The following is a 20,060-nucleotide window of genomic DNA, read 5'->3' on the forward strand; positions in this document are numbered from 1 at the left end:
AACTCAGTCAATTGCATATCTGTAAACTGTTGTAAAATAAATTATACAAAAATTTTAAGTTCAAAATGTTTTAAAACATGCTAAAATAGGAGTATGCGTCTATTGTTGATATAAAATAAATAGTAAGTACGTGTGACAAAAAAAACATCTATTAAAAGTATATGTATTATGGACTGATTCAGCTCGAAAAAAGCTCGTAAAACCAGTAACTAGCTCAGATTTAGAGAAAATATCTTCATTTAAAAACTAAATTTGTAAAACAAATATTGCTTGAAAAGTATTAACTCCTGTAGTAGGGGAAAAATAAGTCCCTGATCTATTTTTTTATCTATGGAAAATCTAAAAAGTTTTATAAGGTCTGATTAGATAATAGATATTAATATACATTACATTTATTTTTAGATAAATAAATTTTAAAAATTTTTGGTGACTTACATGGTAACATATTCAGAATCAGGTGTTGATATTAATCTTGAGGAAGCTACAGTTTCTGCACTGGTTTCCGAAATTAAAAAAACGCTTTCATTTAGAGATGTAATTACAGAAAGCGGTCATTTTGCGGCGCTTGTAAGATTAGGAGATAAAGCAATCGCCATGAGTACAGATGGTGTTGGAAGTAAAATATTAGTTGCAAAAATGATGAATAAATATGATACAGTTGGAATAGACTGTATTGCAATGGTTGTAAATGACATTCTCTGTGTTGGTGCTGAACCAATAGCAATGGTGGATTATCTAGCTGTTGAAAAAGCAGATCCTGAAATTGCAGGCCAGATTGGAAAAGGGCTTGCTGAAGGATCTAAAATGGCCAAAATAGCAATGATTGGAGGAGAGACTGCATCACTTCCAGAGATAATTAAAGACTTTGACCTTGCAGGTACAGGAATTGGAATTGTAGATGCAGATAAAATCATAACTGGAGAAAATATCGCTGATGGTGATGTTCTTATTGGAATAGAAAGCAGTGGTGTTCATAGTAACGGATTAAGTCTTGCTAGAAAAGTATTTTTTGATAAGGCTAATTTAAGTATCGATAGCCCTCTCCCAACAGATTCTGATAAATTAGTTGGGGAAGAACTTTTAAAACCCACTGAAATTTATGTAAAACCAGTTGTTGAACTTTTAAAGGAAGATATAGATATTCATGGCCTTGCCCATATTACTGGGGGCGGATTTTTAAATCTTAAACGGCTCAAAAAGGGTATCAGCTACAACATAGATAGTTTACCTGAACTCAGTTCAATTTTTAAATCTATCTATTCCTTGGATGTCCCATTAGAAGAGATGTACCGCGTATTTAATATGGGTATAGGATTTGTAGTTATTGTACCCGCTCGTGAAGCGGATAAAACAATAAACGTTATTAAAAAGCATAACAAAGCTTATAAGATAGGAACTGTTGTAGATAACAAGGATGAAACAGTTAAAATAAAAGCGTTTAATGGGGATATCATTACTTTAAATTAATTTCACGCTGAATTTCAAGATTAAAAATTAAATGGTGTATTACATGAAAATAACAATTGAACAAGAAAGATCAATAATTATGGAAATTTTAACAAGATTTAATATACCAGAAGAGGATGCATACATAGTTGCTGATGTTACTATGGACGCTGACCTTAAGGGATTCACTTCTCATGGAATAGGAAGGTTTCCGCAGTATGTAAAGGGATTAAAAGTTGGAACTATAGATCCCGAAGCTGAAATAACTGTGGAAGCGGAAACAGCATCTACAGCCCTTTTGAATGGAAATCACAAGTTTGGACATGTTGTAACCTATAAAGGTATGGAAATGGCAATGAAAAAGGCAGAACAAACTGGTGTAGGGCTTGTTGGAGTACACAACTCCAACCATTTTGGAGTTGCAGGTTACTACTCTGACATGGCAGTTATGCAGGACATGATAGGTGTTGTAATAGCAAATACAGAACCTGCAGTAGCTCCAATCGGTGGTAAAGAACCAATAATTGGTACAAACCCAATAGCAATCGGTATTCCTGCAAATAAAAATTATGTCTCTGTAGATATGGCGACATCTGCTTCTGCAAGGGGAAAACTCTTAGAAGCATTCAGAAAAGGTCAAAAAATCCCTGAAAATGTCGCGCTTGATTGTGATGGAAATCCTACCACAGATCCTGAAGCTGCACTTAAGGGTTCAATTCTACCATTCGGGGCACATAAAGGATATGCACTTGCATTCATGGTTGAGATTATGGCAGGACCTCTCGTAAGGGCTGCATTTGGTAAAGGGGTTAAAGGAACTGCAAATCCTGAGGAAATGTGTACAAAAGGTGACCTTTTAATGGCAATAAACCCATCAAAATTCTCTGATATCAACCAGTTCAAAGAAGAAGTAGATGAGTTTGTAGCAGAAATTAAAGATTCAGGTGAAAATATCTTTATTCCTGGAGACATGGAAGTAAATAATATTAAAAGGTTCAGGGAAGAAGGATTTTCAATAGATGACACTTTATTTAACCAGCTTAAAGAAATTGCAGATGAATTAGCATTTGATCTGGATGAAATATTAAAAGATTAAGTACAAATTTTAGACAGACAGAAAACTATCTGTATATCTAACTTAATCAATAGTCCTTCTTTTTTATAATAATGTCCTGATATTTATTTTTGTGTTATTTAACTATTAATTTGCATAACCAAGTGCAAATAATGTTATAATGCCTAATGCTACTATGGCCAGATAGTGAAGTATTATTTTAAAACCTAAAATTCTTGTTTTATTTTTAGAAGCTGTAGGTACTTGAGAATCTTTAAATGCATAGTACAAGTAGACCATTGTAGCAAATCCTGATACTAAAATTGAATAGTCATATGCAATATTTAAGATTATAGCATTGCTTATAATAAATATTAAAGCTCCAATTATAATTATTTTTGGCTCAATTCGAGATTCAGGGTTAGAACCTAAGATGCTTGGTTTTTTATGGACTTTTAAAGTATTTTTACAGTTATAACAGACCTTAGCTTTTTTGCTGTTTTTAGTTTTACATCTCGGACAGATGATTGTAGATACCAAAATACCACCTTGCTGTACGAGCTAATCTTTTATTTGCTGGGTATTTTCACAGATTAAGCTCATTTTTATTCCATGTTATGGATGTTATATTTGACATTTTTTGTACTAATAAACTGATTATTTTATTTGATGTTAGGTTAATTCAAGACTATATAAGTTTATTGAGTAGCCATAAATCAGAATTAAATAATACAGTAAGTCAAAAATAAAAGGGCAAATATTGGATATATTATCGAAGGTTTTGCATGCTCTGTAGGTAGGTTAATCAGTGAATTGTGCCGGTGTTAATATAATTTGAATAAATTTTAATTAAATAATACATAAATGTCTTATTATATCTTAAAAATGCAATTCCTTTTTTTTTAAAAAAGAATAAATAAAAAGAAGTAATATAATAATAAATATATTTTGAACATTAAATGATAGGGGTTACAAAAATGTCAAAAAAGCTGGAAAAAGCAATAGATGAGCAAATTAGGGGAAAGGTTGAGGCTGAAATACAAAAGGAAATTCAGGAACAAATAAAAGGCGAAAATGATCCTGAAATTAATAAGGAAATACAGGAGCAAATTAGGGGAAAGGTTGAGGCTGAAATACAAAAGGAAATTCAGGAACAAATAAAAGGCGAAAATGATCCTGAAATTAATAAGGAAATACAGGAGCAAATTAGGGGAAAGGTTGAGGCTGAAATACAAAAGGAAATTCAGGAACAAATAAAAGGCAAAGTTGATACAGAAATCCAAAAGCAAATAGAAGATCAAATTAAAGGAAGAAACTAATAAAAGCCTTTATTAAACCTATTAAATTATTTAAATACATTTATACTTCTTTTTTAACTTATTTGGGCATGTATTTTTTCTAAAAAACATTATGCGGATGTTTTTCATATTATTAAACATACATAGACAAGCAATGGCTTACCTGTCAAATATAAACCTTTCGATTTGTCTGTCTAACAACACATTTATATTAAGAAAAAATAGTCCCATTACTATGAATATTCATGAAAGTTCATGATAGACCATTAAATCGTATAGGGGATAATAATAATTTGAATTATGTATTATTTAGTAATAATAATTTGAATTATGTATTATTGAGAATAGTAACTGGATTTAAATATTATCATGTAATAATTATTGGGTAAAATTATTAACGGGTAATACTAAACGGGTTTAATGGACTACAATGCTGTCACTATATCTATGGATATTCATAGGTAAAAAAGTGTAAAAGGAGGTAGAATGATATGCCGTCATCTTTTAAATCGCCTGCAGACACAGCTAAAGCTTGTGTAGGCATAGCAGCATTAAAAGAAAAAGCCCCGTTGAGTAATTTGATAATTTTAAGCTTTTTAGCGGGTGCATATATTGCATTTGGAGGACTTTTAGCGGAAGTTGCTACTGGTGGTCTAGCAGCAGCGGGTGCTCCTCCAGGAATTGTTAAATTGCTCTTTGGGGCAGTGTTCCCTGTCGGACTGATGCTGGTCGTTATAGCCGGTTCTGAATTGTTTACAGGAAACAACATGTACATGCCGTTTGGAGTACTCCAAGGAGAGGCAAGCTGGTATGGACTTATTAGAAATTGGGTAGGAAGCTGGGTTTTCAACCTTATAGGTGCCCTATTTGTTGCATATTTCTTAGCTGTAGTTTCTGGTATTCTAACAGCAGATCCATGGGCAGCCACTGCAATTACTATTGCTAAAACAAAAGCTCTTGGTGGAGCAACATTTGTAGCAGCAGGTAAAACAGTCACTTCATTAACATGGGTACAAGTGTTCGTAAGAGCTATAGGATGTAACTGGCTTGTATGTCTTGCAGTATACCTGGCCGTTGCTTCAGATGATATTATTGGTAAAATACTGGGAATATGGTTCCCAATAATGGCTTTCGTAACCATGGGATTCGAGCACGTTGTTGCAAATATGTTCTTTATACCTGTCGGAATATTCTTAGGTGGAGTATCCTGGACAGAATTCTTTGTAAACAACATGGTACCTGCTACTTTAGGTAACATCGTTGGTGGGGCAATATTTGTTGCAGCTGTCTACTGGTGGACGTATCTTAGAGGAACTAGCCCTGAAAAAGCGGAGGCTCCAGCTTCAGCTAAAGGTACAAGTAAATAGAATGAGTAAGTTTAATCCTTCTATTCATTTTTATTTTTTTCGACTGAAAATAGAAGGATTAACTCTCAAATTCTAAATTTTCACAATACTAACAATTAACGTGTATTGTGCTAATGCAGGATAATACTTTCAATGCATATCGTACATCTGTTAAATATTTAAAAATTGTGAATGAATCATAAGAAAGTTAAAAAATTGAAAGTATTTCTGAAAAAATTGAAATAAAAAATGAGGGGATAAAAGGATGAATATTAAATACGTACCGACAATATGTCCTTACTGTGGTGTTGGATGTGGTATGAATCTCGTTGTTAAGGACGAGAAAGTAGTTGGTGTAGAACCATGGAAAAGACATCCAGTAAACGAAGGAAAATTATGTCCAAAAGGAAATTTCTGTTATGAAATTATCCATAGAGAAGATAGGTTAACCACTCCACTTATAAAGGAAAATGGGGAATTTAGAGAGGCTTCTTGGGAGGAAGCATATGATCTAATAGCATCTAAACTTGGTGCATATGACCCTAAAGAAATAGGTTTCTTCTGCTGTGCAAGATCTCCAAATGAAAACATCTATGTGAATCAGAAATTTGCAAGAATAGTTGTTGGAACCCAGAATATCGATCACTGTGCAAGACTCTGCCATGGTCCTACTGTAGCAGGACTTGCAGCATCATTCGGTTCTGGAGCAATGACTAACTCTTATGCGAGTTTTGAAGATGCAGATCTGATATTTTCCATTGGGGCAAACAGTCTTGAAGCCCACCCTCTGGTGGGAAGAAAGTTAATGAGAGCAAAAATGAAGGGAGCATACTTTATAGTAGCTGACCCAAGATACACTCCAACTGCTAAACAGGCTGACCAGTACATTCCATTCAAAACTGGAACTGATGTTGCATTAATGAACGCTATGATGAATGTAATAATCAGCGAAGGTCTGGAAGATAAAAAATTCATAGAAGAAAGAACCAAGAACTATGAAGAGCTGAAAGAAGTAGTATCAAAATACACTCCTGAAATGGCAGAAAAAATAACCCAGGTACCTGCTGAAATAATCAGAGACATAGCTATAAAATACGCTAAAGCGGATAAAGCAGCTATAGTTTACTCACTTGGTATAACAGAACACTCACATGGTGTGGACAACGTTATGCAAACAGCTAACCTTGCAATGCTAACTGGAAACATTGGAAGATTAGGAACAGGAGTTAACCCTCTGAGAGGTCAAAACAACGTTCAAGGTGCCTGTGATATGGGGGCATTACCTACCGATTACCCCGGATACCGGAAAGTAGCTGATAATGAAGTAATGAAAGATATTACATGTAGTTGGGGATGCAGTGACTTCTCCTGTGAACCTGGACTGAAAATCCCAGAAATGATAGATGCTGCCGCAAAAGGTGACCTGAAAGTTCTCTACGTTACTGGTGAAGACCCCGTGATTTCTGACCCTGATACTCACCATGTTGAAGAAGCACTTAACAACCTGGACTTCTTTGTAGTACAGGATATATTCATGACTGACACGGCTCAATTTGCAGATGTTGTATTGCCTGCTGCATGCTGGGCTGAACAGGAAGGAACATTCACCAATGGTGAAAGAAGAGTTCAACTAATAAGAAAAGCTGTAGATGCACCTGGAGAAGCTAAATATGACTGGGAAATCTTCTGTGATTTAGCTAAAAAAATGGGCGCTGATCCTGAAATGTTCACATATGAATCTGCCCAGGACATATTTGAAGAAGTTAGAACTGTAACTCCTCAGTATGCTGGTATGAACAGGGAAAGACTGGAAAGACCAGAAGCACTTCACTGGCCTTGCCCATCTGAAGACCACCCTGGAACTGCTATGATGCACGTTGAGAAGTTTGCACACCCTGATGGATTAGGAATATTCATGCCTCTTGAAGAACAGGGACCACAAGAAACTCCTGATGAAGAATACCCATTATTACTGACAACCACCCGTCTATTATTCCATTACCACGCTGCAATGACAAGAAGGGCTCACACATTGGACCGTGAAGTACCAACTGGATATGTAGAAATAAACAATGAAGACGCTGTTGAACTTGGAATAGTCAACAATGAAAAAGTTAAAGTTAGATCTAGAAGAGGAGAAATTGAAATAAATGCTAGGGTCACTCCTGACATCCTGAAAGGAATAGTAAACATTCCTATGCACTTTAGAGAGTGTTCTGCAAATATTTTAACTAATGCCTCTGCAATAGACCCAAAATCCGGAATGCCGGAATATAAAGCATGTGCTGTTGCAATAACTAAAATGGGGGTAGCAAAATGATAGAAATAAATGATATGTTCTATGCAAAATCATCCGATGCAGCAATTGCAGAAGCTGGAGAATACGGTGGTGCAGTTACGACCCTTCTGAAATTTTTACTCAAAGAAGGAATTGTTGATGCAGTCCTAGCTGTTGATAGCAGTGCAGACTTATACGACGTAGTTCCTATACTAATAGAAGATCCTGAAAAAGTTGTGGATGCTGCAGGTTCACTTCACTTTGGAACACTCAACCTTGCTAAATTCATTACTAGATACCTTGATGGTGCTCAGAATATGAAAATAGCAGTCACTGTTAAGCCTTGTGATGCAATGACTATGGTTGAGCTCATGAAAAGGGAAAAAATCAACTCAGATAACATCATAATGATAGGTTTAAACTGTGGGGGAACTATGCCTCCAGTTAAAAGCCGAATGATGATGGAGCAATTCTATGAAGTTGATCCAGACTCAGTTGTCAAAGAAGAAATTGCTAAAGGTAAACTCATTGTGGAAACTGAAGACGGTACTGAAAAAGAAATTCCAATAGACGTACTGGAAGAGGAAGGATTTGGTAGAAGAACCAACTGCAGAAGATGTGAAGTCAACATTCCAAGAATGGCTGATCTCGCATGTGGTAACTGGGGAGTTATAGGGCCTCTTGCAGGGAAAGCTACATTTGTAGAAGTTTGTTCCGTTAAAGGCGCAGAAATTCTCGAAAAGGCTAAGGAAGCAGGAGTCATAGATTTAGAAGCTCCAATTCCAAAAGGAATTGAAATAAGGGAAAAAATTGACGGTGCAATGGTTAAACTTGCAGATAAATGGCAGGTTAATGACTGGGAAAGTATTGAAGGCCGTGAAATTTTCTCTGTTCTCACAGAATATATGTCAGATCTCTCCAGATGTCTGAAATGTTACGGATGCAGAGAAGCATGTCCAATATGTTACTGTGATGACTGCTGTCTAGAGGCTAATAATGGTCCTGACTGGCTGACTAAAGGGGAAATTCCACCATCACCAATGTTCCACCTGGAAAGAATGCTTCATATGGCAGAATCATGTACAAACTGCGGACAATGTGAAGAAGTATGTCCTGGAGAAATACCTCTTGCCAAAATTTGGCATGAAGTAAATACCAAAATAAGAAATACCTTTGGATATACTAAAGGAATTGACGAAGGAAAACCACCTATTGCATTTTTCCCTTCCAAAGAAAGAGATGAATCTGGACTGGATAAAGCAATAGATGAACAACCACCAATCGCTCCAAAACCAGTGCCAGAAAGTAAATAAGTGAGTTAAATACTCACTTTTTACATTTTTGTTCACTGCATTGTGTATTGACTCTTTAACCTGTTTAAAGGTCATTACCTACTTAGTAAACCATATTTTGCTCGAACAAATTGTGACTTATAAAGGATGATTCGCTCAACATCACCCAATATTAATTTTTGCAAAATATGGTTTATATTAATCACATTTTAGGTGATAAAGTTATGCTTGATGAAGTACTAAAGGCCAATGAAAATTTTGTTAAAAATTTTGAACCTAAAAAAATGAGCCACATGCCTCAAAAGAAATTAGCTATTGTAACATGTATGGACACACGGCTTACTGGATTTTTAGAACCTGCAATGGGAATTGAAAGGGGAGACGCAAAAATAATTAAAAATGCTGGCAATGCGGTAGTTGGCAGGGATGTCATACGGTCCGTTGCGGCAGCAATATACGCACTTGGTGTTGAAGAAGTTATGGTAGTTGGACACTATGAATGTGGGATGGCTAATGTAAACTCTGAAAAACTTACAGAAACTATGAAAATGAGGGGTGTTGATGAGGAAACTCTTTCAGGAGTTAACATTGATGAATGGATTGGTGCAATCGGTAACGAAGAAGAAAACGTTATAAAAGTAGTAGAAAAGATAAAAGAGTCCCCATTTATTCCAGAAGATGTCCCTGTACACGGCCTTATAATTGATCTTTATGACGGGAAAATGAAAGTCCTAGTTGAAGATTAACCCTTTTTTGTTTTTTGAAAGTTGTAAAGATGAACTAGATTTTTTGTACTTATTTTATATTGTAAATACACTTAAAATATATGAACATTATATTTTTTCCATTTTAAAGGGCCACTATATCCTGATATTCCATTTTAAGAGAATTTCTATTAACTTTTGATATGAGTATGATTTCTGAACGATTTCTAATTAACGATTTCAGATATTTATATTGAAAAATAGGGTATTTAAACATGTTTTAATGTTATTAGTTATCATGAAATTTATATCACATCTCTATTTTGAGGGCCGTCGAAAAATCTCTGATTTTTCTGGGCCGCAGAACATAGCTGGAGAAAAATGTTTACAAAATCTCTCAAACCCTTCGGGTTTGGAGCCCTCGAAAATTAGAGATTTTCGGGGCAACAAATCAAAGCTGTAAAAAATCTATGATTTTTTAAGGTTCTGCATGTTTTTAGAAAATTCTCTTACGTAAATTTATTCTACTTCTAAAATGTTATCATAAATTAATAATATAATTTAATACACTTAAGAATTATCTTTAAGAATTAAGTGTTCCATAGATCTTTAAGAAATTTCATGCCTCTTTAAAAAGTTATATGGGGTTAATTTGCATAGTTATATGTTCCTTTTTTATTGTTTAATGTCATTATTTGTATTATGTTATTATTAAACGTTTTGCTTGTCATACGAAATAACAAGACGAAAAAAATAATTATGAGAAACGAAACATCTTATATTTAACTAAAGATGTTTTATGGCATGAGGAGGGATGTAGTAAATGAGTAAAATAAATAGAAAGGGCATTTTAGACATTTTAGATGGATATGACAAAGAGGATATAACCATTGCAACATTAGGAAGTCATTCATCTCTGCATATGTTCCAGGGAGCAAAAGCAGAAGGTTTCAGGACTGCTGTAGTATGTGAAAAAGGACGTGAAGTTCCATATCAAAGGTTTAACGTTGCTGATGAATATATAATGGTTGATAAATTTAGTGATATAGTTAATGATGATGTTCAGCAACAATTAAGGGATATGAACAGTATAGTGTTCCCACATGGATCCTTTGTAGCTTATGCGGGATTAGATAATATTGAAACTATTTTCAATGTTCCTATGTTTGGAAACAGGGATATTTTAAGATGGGAAGCAGAAAGAGATCTGGAAAGGCAATTAATGACTGAATCCGGAATCCGAATCCCCAAAAAGATAAATAATCCTAAAGATATTGATGGTACCGTTATGGTTAAGTTTCCAGGAGCTAGAGGGGGAAGAGGATACTTCGTTGCTAACTCCACTGAAGAGTTTGACCAGAAAATTGATGCAATGCTAAAACGAAATTGGATTGAAGAAGAGGATATAAAAGAAGCGCATATTGAAGAATACGTACTTGGATGTAATTACTGTATTCACTATTTCTACTCTGGATTAAAAGAGGAAGTAGAACTCATGGGAATTGACAGTAGATATGAATCAACTATAGATGGTTTAGTCCGAGTCCCTGCTAAAGACCAGCTTGATATAGGTGCAGATCCATCCTATGTTATAACAGGTAATCACCCTGTAGTTATGAGGGAATCACTGCTACCACAAGTATTTGAAATAGGTGACAAAATTACTGAAAAGGCCAAAGAATTAGTAAAACCGGGATTTAACGGTCCTTTCTGTATGCAAACCCTGGTTAACGATGACCTTGAAGTAGTAGTGTTCGAGATGAGCGCCAGGTCAGATGGTGGAACAAACACATTCATGAACGGATCATCCTACAGCTACCTCTATCATGGAGAACCTTTAAGTATGGGCCGTAGAATGGCTAGAGAAATTAAAAATGGTATAAAAGAAGATAGATTAGAGGAAATTATAACATAATAATTTCTTATTTTAATATAATCCGTTAATCGATGTTATCACAGGGTAACATCATCTCTTTTAATTTTAAGTTAATTTTATTCTTTAATTTATTTGTATAATATCCCTATAGATTGAATTGATAATATTTAAAATAATAGCTTTTATATAGCTACAAGAAAGTTTCTTGATTATTTGAATTAACCAGTAAACCATAATTTAATATAATGAAAGAATTAAACAATATATTATGACACTTGGGGAATTCAAAGGTAATTCGAACCTTAAACGGCTGAATGAAATAATTAGAGTTTTAACCAAGTACGAATTTGGTTACATAATTGAAAAAATAAAGCTTAAAGATAAAATCCCATTTAAGCACCATTCCTATGAATATGAATCTATAGAAGAGTTAGATGCAACTTTGCCCTTACGATTAAGGCATGTTTTGCAGGAATTGGGAACAACATATATAAAACTCGGTCAAACTCTAAGTACAAGGCCAGATTTAGTTGGTGACGATATTGCAGATGAATTTTCAAAATTGCAGGATGATAACCCTCCTGTAGACTATGAGATCATGCAATCCATTGTCGAAGAAGAGTTAGGAAGTTCAATAGATGAGTTGTTTTCTTCCTTTGAAAAAGAGCCCCTGGGATCTGCATCTATAGGGCAGGTACACAAAGCAGTGCTTAAAACAGGAGAAGAAGTAGCAGTTAAGATACAGAAACCTGGCGTAAAAGATCTTATTAAGAATGATATTAATATCATGCGCTTTCTGGCTGCAAGAATCAATGATTATATTTTTCCATCCCGAAATTACAACCTTCCGGGTATTGTAAATGAATTTGAGCGTTCTATTTTAAAGGAAGTGGACTACGGGCAGGAAGCAATGAACATAAAAAGGTTTGATTATAATTTTAAAGATGATGAAACCGTTTATGTCCCCAAGGTTTATAGGGAATATTCAACTTCTAAAGTCATTACTATGGAACTTATTGGAGGGAAAAAGGTTTCAGATGTTATAAATTCCGATGAAGGCTTTGATAAGGAATTAATAGCAAAAAGAGGGGTAGAGTCCTATTTTAAACAGGTACTGATCCATGGGTTTTTCCATGCAGATCCCCATCCTGCTAACATATATGTTTTAGAGAATAATATTATCTGTTTTTTAGATTATGGGATGATGGGAATTCTGGATCAGGAATTTAGAGAAAATTTAGCTGAACTTATCATATATTTCGTAGAAGACAGCGTTAAGGGTATGATAAACCAGCTGATTTACATGGGTATAATCAGTGAAAATATCGATATTAAATCCTTTAAATACGAACTCACGGATTTAATGTACAAGTATTATGGAATAGGCCTCAATGAGATGCACGGTGGAATGGATGATTTAATTTCACTCATGAGAAAGTACCATATCCAGCTGCCAAGTGAGTTTGTGCTTCTAGCCCGGGGAATTGGAATGCTTGAAGACGTTGGCGAAAAACTGGATCCAAACTTCAATCCGGTAGATGCATTCAAACCTATGGCTAGAACGGTTATCCGTAAAAAAGTAAGCCCTTTGAAGGTTGTGGACTTTGTGAAGGACAATCTATTTGAAGTGGAACACCTTATGAAAACTCTGCCCCGTAATCTTAGCAGGACCCTATATAAGATAGAAGAAGGGAAAATAACCCTTGAAGTAGAGCATAAGGACATGGAAAGAATAAGTAACAAGATTTCAGCGTCTTTAATACTGGCGGCACTTTTGGTAGGTTCTTCATTGATTATGCAGACTGATAAGGGCATACTGATACTGGGATTCCCATTTTTGGGCATTATTGGGTTTATAGTTAGTATGGTGCTGGGCTTAGCCCTTGTGTTGTCTATTTTAAAATATAGGGAGCTATAATGCACTCAATCAGCAAAATATCTCAAAAATCATAGATTTTTGCAGATTTTGCAAACATTTTCTATACTTTAAATTTTCTGGAGGATTAATCTTTGATTCACCTGCTTTTTTAGAATTGACTTAAGTGTAATTTTGAAAAATTGAATAAAATGTAATTAGAACTAAATTCATATAATAATTAACATGACTGAACTGATGATGCTCCTGTTTTTCACCGCTGCTTTTTTATCGGTAGTCATAGGTACAGTGGCAGGATTTGGAACATCAACTATTTTACTGCCTATTACATTACTTTTTGTAGATTTTAAAACTGCGCTGGTGCTGGTTGCAATTTCTCATATTTCAGCTAGTTTGGGCGCAACTGCATTTTTCCGTCATGGGCTGGATAAAAGATTGATTTTACTTTTCGGCCTGCCAAGTATAATTTTAACAATTTTAGGGGCATATCTTGTAACATATGTCCCTCAAAATATCCTGCAGCTTATTTTAGGTTTATCTCTTTTAATATTTTCAATTTATTTCCTGTTAAAACCGGATTTTAAAGTTTCGCCGTCAAAGAAGAATACAATATTTGGTGGAAGTCTATCTGGATTTTTACAGGGACTTTTAGGAATTGGAGGTCCTCTAAGGGGGGCTTTTCTTATTTCATATAATCTGGATAAATTCAAATACATAGCTACGTTAGCAGCGATAGCCGTGATTATTGATGCAACCAGGATTCCAATTTATTTTTTAAACAATCTCATTGAACCCCCATTTTATTATTTTATACCAGTTCTTGCAGTGATTGGAATTGCGGGGTCATATACTGGTAAACGAATTGTCCAGAAAATTCCGCAAAGTATCTTTAAAAAGTTTGTTCTGGTTGGAATTGGTCTTGCAAGCTTATTATTAATTTATAGCAGTTTAATTATATTATAAAAATGTTGGATTGCTAAAAAAGCATTTGAACTTTTTTAGTAAATGGAATTTTTCTAACAAAAAAAGTTATAGTCGAATACACAAATATAAACGAGATAGATACAAAAATAATTTAATTTTATAAATATTTACAGTAAGGTGTATTACGTGGAAAGCAGTGAAGCGGTTTATAAAGCAATAAAAGAAGCAGGAATAGACTTTATAGTTAGTGTACCCTGCGTAAATCTTGGGAAAGTTATGGAACTTGTAGATTGTGACGAAGATATCATTCATGTCCCTGTAACAAGGGAAGAAGAAGGATTTGGAATATGTGCAGGGGCATTTTTTGGCGGTAAGAAGCCCGCTATATTGATGCAAAATTCGGGGCTTGGAAATTCAGTGAATGTACTTGCATCGCTATATGAACTATATAAAATTCCTATACTTATAATTATGAGCCATAGGGGCACTGAAGGGGAATTTATGAGTGCCCAGATCCCTATGGGGAAAGCAACCCCTGGTGTTTTAGATGTATTGAATATTGCTTACTTTAACCCTAAAACTCCTGAAGAAGCTTTAGAACTTATTCCTCAAGCATGGAAATTGTCAGAAATGGGTGAAGCGCCAATTGGAATACTTTTAGAAATTACATTCTGGAAAAATTAATTGAGATGATACTATGGAACGTATTGAAGCCATAAAAAAAGTAGCAGAAAGTCTTAACGATGAACTTGTAATCTGTAACATTGGATTTCCATCCAGAGAATTATACGCAGTTAAAGATTCTCCCACTCATTTTTATATGTTAGGATCTATGGGAATGTCATCATCCATTGGTCTTGGACTTGCGATGTCAGGAAAAAGAAAAGTGGTATCTTTTGATGGGGATGGATCAGTTTTAATGAATATGGGAACTCTTGTAACTATTTTCAGCCAAAATCCTGAAAATTTTATATTAGTTGTCTTTGATAACCAGTGCTACGGCTCTACAGGGTCGCAGTGCACATACACAACGAAGATCGATCTTTTAAAAGTTGCAAAATCCATTGGATTTAAAAATACATTTGTCTTTGAAGAAGAAATTAACTTTAAAGAAGCTTTGGATGCAGAAGGACCCGTTTTTGTGCATATAAAAGTTAAACCTGGAAATGCAAATGTTCCTGTAATTGATATGGAACCTGAAGAGATAAAAGAAAGATTTATGGAAGAAGTAAAGAAAGGAAATTAATGCTTTTAAGTTAATAAGAGATTAAAATAAGATTTATAAAGTAAAAATTAAATTAACGTTTCAAAAAATATATAATTTTTAATTTTATTAAATTGGGAATGATGCAATGTTAAAAACAGAATTTATGAACCTTTGGCTCTGGATAGGGCTTGGAGGATTTATCGGGGCTCTTTTAAGGTTTTTACTCAGTGGTATAATGCAGTCTAAAGCAAATGTTTTTCCATTAGGTACACTTGGTGTTAACTTCATTGGAAGTTTTTTCATGGGTTTTATAATGTATTCTTCGGAATTTGGAGGACTTTTCAGTGAAGAAGCAAGAGTTTTCTTAACCATGGGATTACTTGGATCATTTACAACGATGTCTGCATTCAGCTATGAAACATTTAAGTTGTTGGAGCAGAATGAATTATTACTGGTAAGTATAAATGTTATAGGAACAGTTTTACTTACAATATTCTCAATTTATCTAGGTAAAATTGCTGCAGTAAGCTTATGGAAGGTCTAAAATGGAAAAAAAACCAGAATTTATCTTGCTTAGGATATTTATAGGGGAATCTGATAGATATGGAGGAAAGCCACTGTATAGATATCTCCTTGAAATGTTTAAAAATGAAGGGTTGGCTGGCGCAACAGTACTTAGGGGGATCAGTGGATTTGGAAAATCAAGTTATATCCATTCTATGGCAATACTGCAGCTTTCAACAGATTTACCAATAGTAATTGAAGTTGTTGACAGAAAGGAAAAAATTGAAATGATTAAAAACAAATTAAAAGGAAAAATAGAAGGAGGGCTTATAACAGAAGAAAAAGTAAATGTAATTTTTTATAAAAGTAAAGAAGAATAGTAATATCATGATTTAATGATATATTTTTGAAGTAATTTTTTTATTTCCATTAAACTGTTAAAATATTTATACTAAATGTACAGAATATAATAATAGGTGATGGAGTTCACCTTTAACTGCTTATTTAAGCTGGATCAATAAATTGATCAAAATATAAACCGCTTATTTTTAAGCTGATGACTCCTACCAAGATTTGGAAGGGAATGTCATTGGCAGTAGATATATTAACTCAAACTGACCTGTTAGTACTGGTTACCGCTGTCTTTATGGTAAATTTAATCTTTTTAAGAGATGAATTAACTGTAGCAATAATTAAAACAGGTTATATGGATAGTAATTTTCAATGCTGTGATCTCAGTATTTATGGCACAGAAATGGTTCTTATCGTGCCCTACAGTGTAGATATGCTACTTGAACTTTTAAATAGAATAATTCCCTAATAGTTGAATATTTTCTTTCAAAGATGTTATATTTAGAATATATGAATATATTGAGCTTGAATATATATTCAAAGTTGTGTATATGCTTAAAAATTTGCCATATTTATAATTAAATCTTATTTTTTAATTATAAAAAATGCGTAATAGAAGGAGGTATTACATGAGCAGTATTATTGAAGATGTCGAAATAAGAAAAATTTTGGACAGCAGGGGAAACCCGACTGTAGAAGTAGATGTGTTAACTGAAAATGGCTTTGGAAGAGCAGCGGCACCAAGCGGGGCAAGTACAGGTATACGTGAGGTTACAGCATTTCCAGAAGATGGAATTGACAATATAATGAATGATTTTGGTAGTAGAGTTGCCCTAGAACTTATTGGGATAGATTCACAAGATACAAATCTCATTGATACTATATTAAAAGAAATAGACGGCACTGATAATCTATCTTCTTTGGGGGGCAATATAATAGTTGCAATTTCTCTTGCAACTGCAAAAGCAGCATCTTCCTCTTATAATATGCCTTTGTATAGTTTCCTAGGGGGAAATATGAAAAATGAAATTCCTTATCCCCTTGGAAATATGATAAATGGGGGAGCACATGCTGGTAAAAATGCGCCAGATATACAGGAATTTCTTGTTGTTCCTGTAGGTGCTAAAAATATTACAGAAGCAGTTTTTGCAAACTCAAGGGTGCATAAAAGAATTGGGGAATTAATAAAAGCCAAAGATAAATCTTTCACAGGTGGAAAAGGCGATGAAGGTGGCTGGGCTCCTAATTTGACCAATGAAGATGCCCTTTATATTCAGGCAAAAGCCTGTGAAGAAGTAGGCGATGAACTGGGAATTGAAATAAGGCCATCTATGGATGTTGCAGCAAGCAGTCTGTGGGATGATAAACAGGAGAAATATGTATATGAACGAGAGGGTATGCTGAGAAATAGCGGTGAACAAGTAGATTTTGTTGAAGATATTATCAATACATACAACATGTTTTTTATGGAAGATCCTTTCCATGAAAACGATTTTAATGGATTTACAGAATTAACACGAAGATCTGGAAATAAATGTCTTATTTGTGGTGATGATATATTTGTAACAAATGCAGAACTCCTTCAGAAAGGGATAGACGTAGGTGCTGCAAATGCAATTATCATAAAACCAAACCAGATAGGGACATTAAGTGACACATATAAAACCATAAAACTTGCAAAAGATAATGGTTACGTGCCAGTTGTCTCACATAGATCTGGTGAAACAACAGATGAAACTATAGCCCATTTAGCTGTGGCATTTTCATGCCCTCTTATTAAAACAGGAGCAATAGGTGGAGAAAGAATAGCAAAGCTTAATGAACTCATTAGGATCGAAAAACAGATGATAAATGTCACAATGGCAAAAATTTAACACCATTTCAAATCTTTAAAAATATTTAATCAAGGAGGAAATTGTATGAATTTATGGAAGGAACTACCAACCGGACCAGCGGCCCCTGAAGTTGTATATGCAGTAATTGAAATACCAAAAGGATCCAGGAATAAATATGAATATAATAAGGATATAGAAGCTTTTGCACTTGATAGAGTATTATATTCCCCATTTCATTACCCTGCTGAATATGGTATAATACCAAAAACCCTTTGGGATGACGGAGACCCAATGGATATTCTGGTTATTATGGATCAGCCCACTTTTCCGGGATGTGTAATCGAAACTCGTCCAGTGGGAGTAATGAGAATGATAGATGGAGATGACAGCGATGATAAAATACTGGGTGTGCCTGTAAATGATCCAAGGTTTAAAGATGTTATGGATATTTCTGATGTACCCAAAGCCTTTTTAGATGAAGTTGCCCACTTTTTCACAGAATATAAACGGTTAGAAGGAAAAACAACAAAAGTGTTGGGATGGGAAAACGCTGAAAATGCATTAAAAGCTATAAATCATTCTATTGATTTATATAATAAAATGTAATCCACTTTTTAATCTTTAATTTTTTTATTTCTGTCTTCTTGCGAATTCGTCAAAAATATCGTCAATATCAATGCCTTTGTATACAAGAAGAAGTAAAGTGTGAAAAATAAGATCAACTGATTCGTAAACTAAATTTTCATCATTTTTAGATGCAATTATAACTTCTGCAGCTTCTTCGCCCACTTTCTCAAGTATTTTATCTTCACCCCGTTTTTTATCGTCTTTCATTATATTTGAAGTGTAAGAATCAATTGGATTGTCACGTCTATCCTCTAAAACACGATAGACCTCTCTTATAATTGTATCTTTCATTTTATATCTCCTGAAAAATCAATGGTTAAATTATTTTATGCTTTTCCTGATGCTGCCGGTTATAGCTATCAATGGGTGCTGTGCATCGTCTATTATCTCTATATCATCAAGGGAATATATGCCTTCTTTGTCTGCGGTTTTTTCTAATCCCAGTTTGATATCTTTTTCCAGTTCAATTACATAAGAATCAATTTTCTTATAACCCAGATGGGAAGCTGCAACTGTTCTGTGATGGCCATCTACTAAAATATATCTATCTCCGCTTTTAACGGTGATGGTTGGCTCTGCAAGGCCTCTTTTAAGTTCATATGTCCTTCCCTGGAGTTCATCTGCATATATTTTATTTTGGGTTGGTCTGAGCCTGGCTGTAGGTACTTTTCTCCTTGATAATTTTGTTTTAACCCCGTAAAGCTGTTCCAATGTCTTTTTGAAGTAATTCACTTTCATTGGAGTTGATCTTTCAATATGGGATCTCACAATATCTGTATTTGTGATTATACCTACTAATTTCTCTTCTTTATTTATAACTGGAAGTCTTGATATTCCCATTCTAAACATTACTCTGGCAGCATCATTTATGGACATGTCTTGGTCTGCAACCACTATGTCTGTTGACATAATGTCTTTAACTAAATTGTCCCATGGTTTCAGGAGTAAATCGAAGGCAGTTACCATGCCTAATACTTCACCATTTGTTTTAACTGGAAATCCGTCGTGTCCTGTGGTTTTCATTAATTTGATGACTTCTTCATTTGGGGTATCTGGAGTTACTGTTATGACCTCTTTTGTCATATAATGCTTTACAAGGGATGATTCACTCATTTAAACACTCCTTTAATCTAAAATTATGAGAATATAATAAAGTTTTATACTATTACTTTAAATTATTTATTCCATATTACTTTATTATTGCATTTAATCTTAACAATTCTATGGCATGGAATCTGTGTACCTTCCTTTAATATTAAAAATCCACGTTCTACTTTATTTATACAGCTCCCTTCAATGGTCTTAAGGTTTCCTGGAGCGCCCCTATGCACATAAGTTATTTTACATTTCTCAATTTCCATTTCTGGATGCCATAGAATCATATCTAAAACATTCTTTACCATTTAAAGACCTGATTCAGATTAAAATTCCTGAAAGTATCT

The 20,060-nt window shown here is 34.3% G+C and carries 22 protein-coding genes and 1 riboswitch; of the genes, 18 read left to right on the forward strand and 4 right to left on the reverse strand.

Features of this window, described 5'->3' with window-relative positions; all coding sequences use genetic code 11:
- The first annotated feature begins 435 nt into the window (after window positions 1–435).
- Window positions 436–1,467, forward strand: a complete 1,032-nt coding sequence (gene purM / locus ASJ80_RS07490; RefSeq protein WP_069585264.1) for a phosphoribosylformylglycinamidine cyclo-ligase — start codon at window positions 436–438, stop codon at window positions 1,465–1,467.
- 43 nt (window positions 1,468–1,510) lie between these two features.
- Window positions 1,511–2,542 carry an L-sulfolactate dehydrogenase gene (comC, locus tag ASJ80_RS07495; protein ID WP_069585263.1) on the forward strand — a complete coding sequence of 344 codons (1,032 nt, stop codon included), beginning with the start codon at window positions 1,511–1,513 and terminating at the stop codon, window positions 2,540–2,542.
- Window positions 2,543–2,647: 105 nt separating this feature from the next.
- Here comC and ASJ80_RS07500 read toward each other — a convergent pair whose 3' ends face one another.
- Entirely contained in the window at window positions 2,648–3,040 is a 393-nt protein-coding gene (locus ASJ80_RS07500) for a hypothetical protein (RefSeq protein ID WP_069585262.1), read from the reverse strand.
- A 437-nt stretch (window positions 3,041–3,477) separates the two neighbouring features.
- Between ASJ80_RS07500 and ASJ80_RS07505 the strand changes: the two genes are divergently transcribed.
- The 16 genes from ASJ80_RS07505 to ASJ80_RS07575 all read left to right on the forward strand — a co-directional run bounded on the left by ASJ80_RS07505 (window position 3,478) and on the right by ASJ80_RS07575 (window position 18,597).
- Window positions 3,478–3,819, forward strand: coding sequence for a hypothetical protein (locus ASJ80_RS07505; protein WP_245837525.1), 342 nt, complete (start codon window positions 3,478–3,480; stop codon window positions 3,817–3,819).
- 470 nt (window positions 3,820–4,289) lie between these two features.
- On the forward strand, window positions 4,290–5,165 hold the full coding sequence (locus ASJ80_RS07510; protein WP_069584793.1) for a formate/nitrite transporter family protein: 876 nt from the start codon (window positions 4,290–4,292) through the stop codon (window positions 5,163–5,165).
- 244 nt (window positions 5,166–5,409) lie between these two features.
- The gene (gene fdhF / locus ASJ80_RS07515; RefSeq protein ID WP_069584796.1) at window positions 5,410–7,464 is read left to right on the forward strand and encodes a formate dehydrogenase subunit alpha; all 2,055 of its coding nucleotides are present in this window, start codon (window positions 5,410–5,412) and stop codon (window positions 7,462–7,464) included.
- Window positions 7,461–8,735, forward strand: a complete 1,275-nt coding sequence (locus ASJ80_RS07520) for a Coenzyme F420 hydrogenase/dehydrogenase, beta subunit C-terminal domain (RefSeq protein WP_083241031.1) — start codon at window positions 7,461–7,463, stop codon at window positions 8,733–8,735. Before fdhF ends, ASJ80_RS07520 begins: the two co-directional genes overlap by 4 nt.
- A 203-nt stretch (window positions 8,736–8,938) precedes the next feature.
- A complete protein-coding gene (locus tag ASJ80_RS07525; protein ID WP_069584798.1) occupies window positions 8,939–9,460 on the forward strand; it encodes a beta-class carbonic anhydrase in 522 nt (173 codons plus the stop codon).
- A gap of 256 nt (window positions 9,461–9,716) precedes the next feature.
- On the forward strand, window positions 9,717–9,881 hold the full coding sequence (locus tag ASJ80_RS17015) for a hypothetical protein (protein ID WP_176720302.1): 165 nt from the start codon (window positions 9,717–9,719) through the stop codon (window positions 9,879–9,881).
- A gap of 360 nt (window positions 9,882–10,241) precedes the next feature.
- Entirely contained in the window at window positions 10,242–11,333 is a 1,092-nt protein-coding gene (locus tag ASJ80_RS07530) for a formate--phosphoribosylaminoimidazolecarboxamide ligase (RefSeq protein ID WP_069584800.1), read from the forward strand.
- Between the two features lie 229 nt (window positions 11,334–11,562).
- Window positions 11,563–13,212, forward strand: a complete 1,650-nt coding sequence (locus ASJ80_RS07535) for an ABC1 kinase family protein (protein ID WP_069584802.1) — start codon at window positions 11,563–11,565, stop codon at window positions 13,210–13,212.
- A gap of 183 nt (window positions 13,213–13,395) precedes the next feature.
- Entirely contained in the window at window positions 13,396–14,133 is a 738-nt protein-coding gene (locus ASJ80_RS07540) for a sulfite exporter TauE/SafE family protein (protein WP_069584804.1), read from the forward strand.
- A gap of 147 nt (window positions 14,134–14,280) precedes the next feature.
- Window positions 14,281–14,778 (forward strand): sulfopyruvate decarboxylase subunit alpha, encoded by a 498-nt coding sequence (gene comD / locus ASJ80_RS07545; protein ID WP_069584807.1) that lies wholly within the window; start codon window positions 14,281–14,283, stop codon window positions 14,776–14,778.
- 13 nt (window positions 14,779–14,791) lie between these two features.
- The gene (gene comE, locus ASJ80_RS07550; RefSeq protein WP_069584809.1) at window positions 14,792–15,340 is read left to right on the forward strand and encodes a sulfopyruvate decarboxylase subunit beta; all 549 of its coding nucleotides are present in this window, start codon (window positions 14,792–14,794) and stop codon (window positions 15,338–15,340) included.
- Window positions 15,341–15,446: 106 nt separating this feature from the next.
- A complete protein-coding gene (crcB, locus tag ASJ80_RS07555) occupies window positions 15,447–15,845 on the forward strand; it encodes a fluoride efflux transporter CrcB (protein ID WP_218105071.1) in 399 nt (132 codons plus the stop codon).
- 1 nt (window position 15,846) lies between these two features.
- Window positions 15,847–16,185, forward strand: coding sequence for a DUF190 domain-containing protein (locus ASJ80_RS07560; RefSeq protein ID WP_069584811.1), 339 nt, complete (start codon window positions 15,847–15,849; stop codon window positions 16,183–16,185).
- An 86-nt stretch (window positions 16,186–16,271) separates the two neighbouring features.
- A riboswitch (Fluoride riboswitch) is annotated at window positions 16,272–16,378 on the forward strand.
- Between the two features lie 16 nt (window positions 16,379–16,394).
- Entirely contained in the window at window positions 16,395–16,625 is a 231-nt protein-coding gene (locus tag ASJ80_RS07565; RefSeq protein ID WP_069584813.1) for a hypothetical protein, read from the forward strand.
- 160 nt (window positions 16,626–16,785) lie between these two features.
- Window positions 16,786–18,030: a phosphopyruvate hydratase gene (gene eno / locus ASJ80_RS07570; RefSeq protein ID WP_069584815.1), complete on the forward strand. Its 1,245-nt coding sequence runs from the start codon at window positions 16,786–16,788 to the stop codon at window positions 18,028–18,030.
- A 45-nt stretch (window positions 18,031–18,075) separates the two neighbouring features.
- On the forward strand, window positions 18,076–18,597 hold the full coding sequence (locus ASJ80_RS07575) for an inorganic diphosphatase (RefSeq protein WP_069584817.1): 522 nt from the start codon (window positions 18,076–18,078) through the stop codon (window positions 18,595–18,597).
- Window positions 18,598–18,621: 24 nt separating this feature from the next.
- On the opposite strand, the gene hisE is transcribed toward ASJ80_RS07575, so the two are convergent.
- From hisE to ASJ80_RS07590, 3 genes are all read right to left on the reverse strand, one after another.
- Window positions 18,622–18,909, reverse strand: a complete 288-nt coding sequence (gene hisE / locus ASJ80_RS07580) for a phosphoribosyl-ATP diphosphatase (RefSeq protein ID WP_069584819.1) — start codon at window positions 18,907–18,909, stop codon at window positions 18,622–18,624.
- A 30-nt stretch (window positions 18,910–18,939) separates the two neighbouring features.
- On the reverse strand, window positions 18,940–19,731 hold the full coding sequence (locus tag ASJ80_RS07585; protein WP_069584821.1) for a CBS domain-containing ParB/RepB/Spo0J family partition protein: 792 nt from the start codon (window positions 19,729–19,731) through the stop codon (window positions 18,940–18,942).
- A 62-nt stretch (window positions 19,732–19,793) separates the two neighbouring features.
- The gene (locus ASJ80_RS07590) at window positions 19,794–20,021 is read right to left on the reverse strand and encodes a DUF504 domain-containing protein (RefSeq protein ID WP_069584823.1); all 228 of its coding nucleotides are present in this window, start codon (window positions 20,019–20,021) and stop codon (window positions 19,794–19,796) included.
- Between the last annotated feature and the right edge of the window lie 39 nt (window positions 20,022–20,060).

This window comes from Methanobacterium bryantii (assembly GCF_002287175.1).
GTDB lineage: Archaea > Methanobacteriota > Methanobacteria > Methanobacteriales > Methanobacteriaceae > Methanobacterium_D > Methanobacterium_D bryantii.

Bases quoted from the DNA above. Each gene is read 5' to 3' on its own strand.
- ASJ80_RS07530 (WP_069584800.1), top strand. From the start codon at position 10,242: ATGAGTAAAATAAATAGAAAGGGCATTTTAGACATTTTAGATGGATAT.
- ASJ80_RS07535 (WP_069584802.1), top strand. From the start codon at position 11,563: ATGACACTTGGGGAATTCAAAGGTAATTCGAACCTTAAACGGCTGAAT.
- ASJ80_RS07505 (WP_245837525.1), top strand. From the start codon at position 3,478: ATGTCAAAAAAGCTGGAAAAAGCAATAGATGAGCAAATTAGGGGAAAG.
- ASJ80_RS07510 (WP_069584793.1), top strand. From the start codon at position 4,290: ATGCCGTCATCTTTTAAATCGCCTGCAGACACAGCTAAAGCTTGTGTA.
- ASJ80_RS07520 (WP_083241031.1), top strand. From the start codon at position 7,461: ATGATAGAAATAAATGATATGTTCTATGCAAAATCATCCGATGCAGCA.
- eno (WP_069584815.1), top strand. From the start codon at position 16,786: ATGAGCAGTATTATTGAAGATGTCGAAATAAGAAAAATTTTGGACAGC.
- ASJ80_RS07540 (WP_069584804.1), top strand. From the start codon at position 13,396: ATGACTGAACTGATGATGCTCCTGTTTTTCACCGCTGCTTTTTTATCG.
- ASJ80_RS07590 (WP_069584823.1), bottom strand. From the start codon at position 20,021: ATGGTAAAGAATGTTTTAGATATGATTCTATGGCATCCAGAAATGGAA.
- crcB (WP_218105071.1), top strand. From the start codon at position 15,447: ATGTTAAAAACAGAATTTATGAACCTTTGGCTCTGGATAGGGCTTGGA.
- comE (WP_069584809.1), top strand. From the start codon at position 14,792: ATGGAACGTATTGAAGCCATAAAAAAAGTAGCAGAAAGTCTTAACGAT.
- fdhF (WP_069584796.1), top strand. From the start codon at position 5,410: ATGAATATTAAATACGTACCGACAATATGTCCTTACTGTGGTGTTGGA.
- hisE (WP_069584819.1), bottom strand. From the start codon at position 18,909: ATGAAAGATACAATTATAAGAGAGGTCTATCGTGTTTTAGAGGATAGA.
- ASJ80_RS17015 (WP_176720302.1), top strand. From the start codon at position 9,717: ATGAAATTTATATCACATCTCTATTTTGAGGGCCGTCGAAAAATCTCT.
- ASJ80_RS07525 (WP_069584798.1), top strand. From the start codon at position 8,939: ATGCTTGATGAAGTACTAAAGGCCAATGAAAATTTTGTTAAAAATTTT.
- ASJ80_RS07560 (WP_069584811.1), top strand. From the start codon at position 15,847: ATGGAAAAAAAACCAGAATTTATCTTGCTTAGGATATTTATAGGGGAA.
- ASJ80_RS07585 (WP_069584821.1), bottom strand. From the start codon at position 19,731: ATGAGTGAATCATCCCTTGTAAAGCATTATATGACAAAAGAGGTCATA.
- purM (WP_069585264.1), top strand. From the start codon at position 436: ATGGTAACATATTCAGAATCAGGTGTTGATATTAATCTTGAGGAAGCT.
- comC (WP_069585263.1), top strand. From the start codon at position 1,511: ATGAAAATAACAATTGAACAAGAAAGATCAATAATTATGGAAATTTTA.
- ASJ80_RS07575 (WP_069584817.1), top strand. From the start codon at position 18,076: ATGAATTTATGGAAGGAACTACCAACCGGACCAGCGGCCCCTGAAGTT.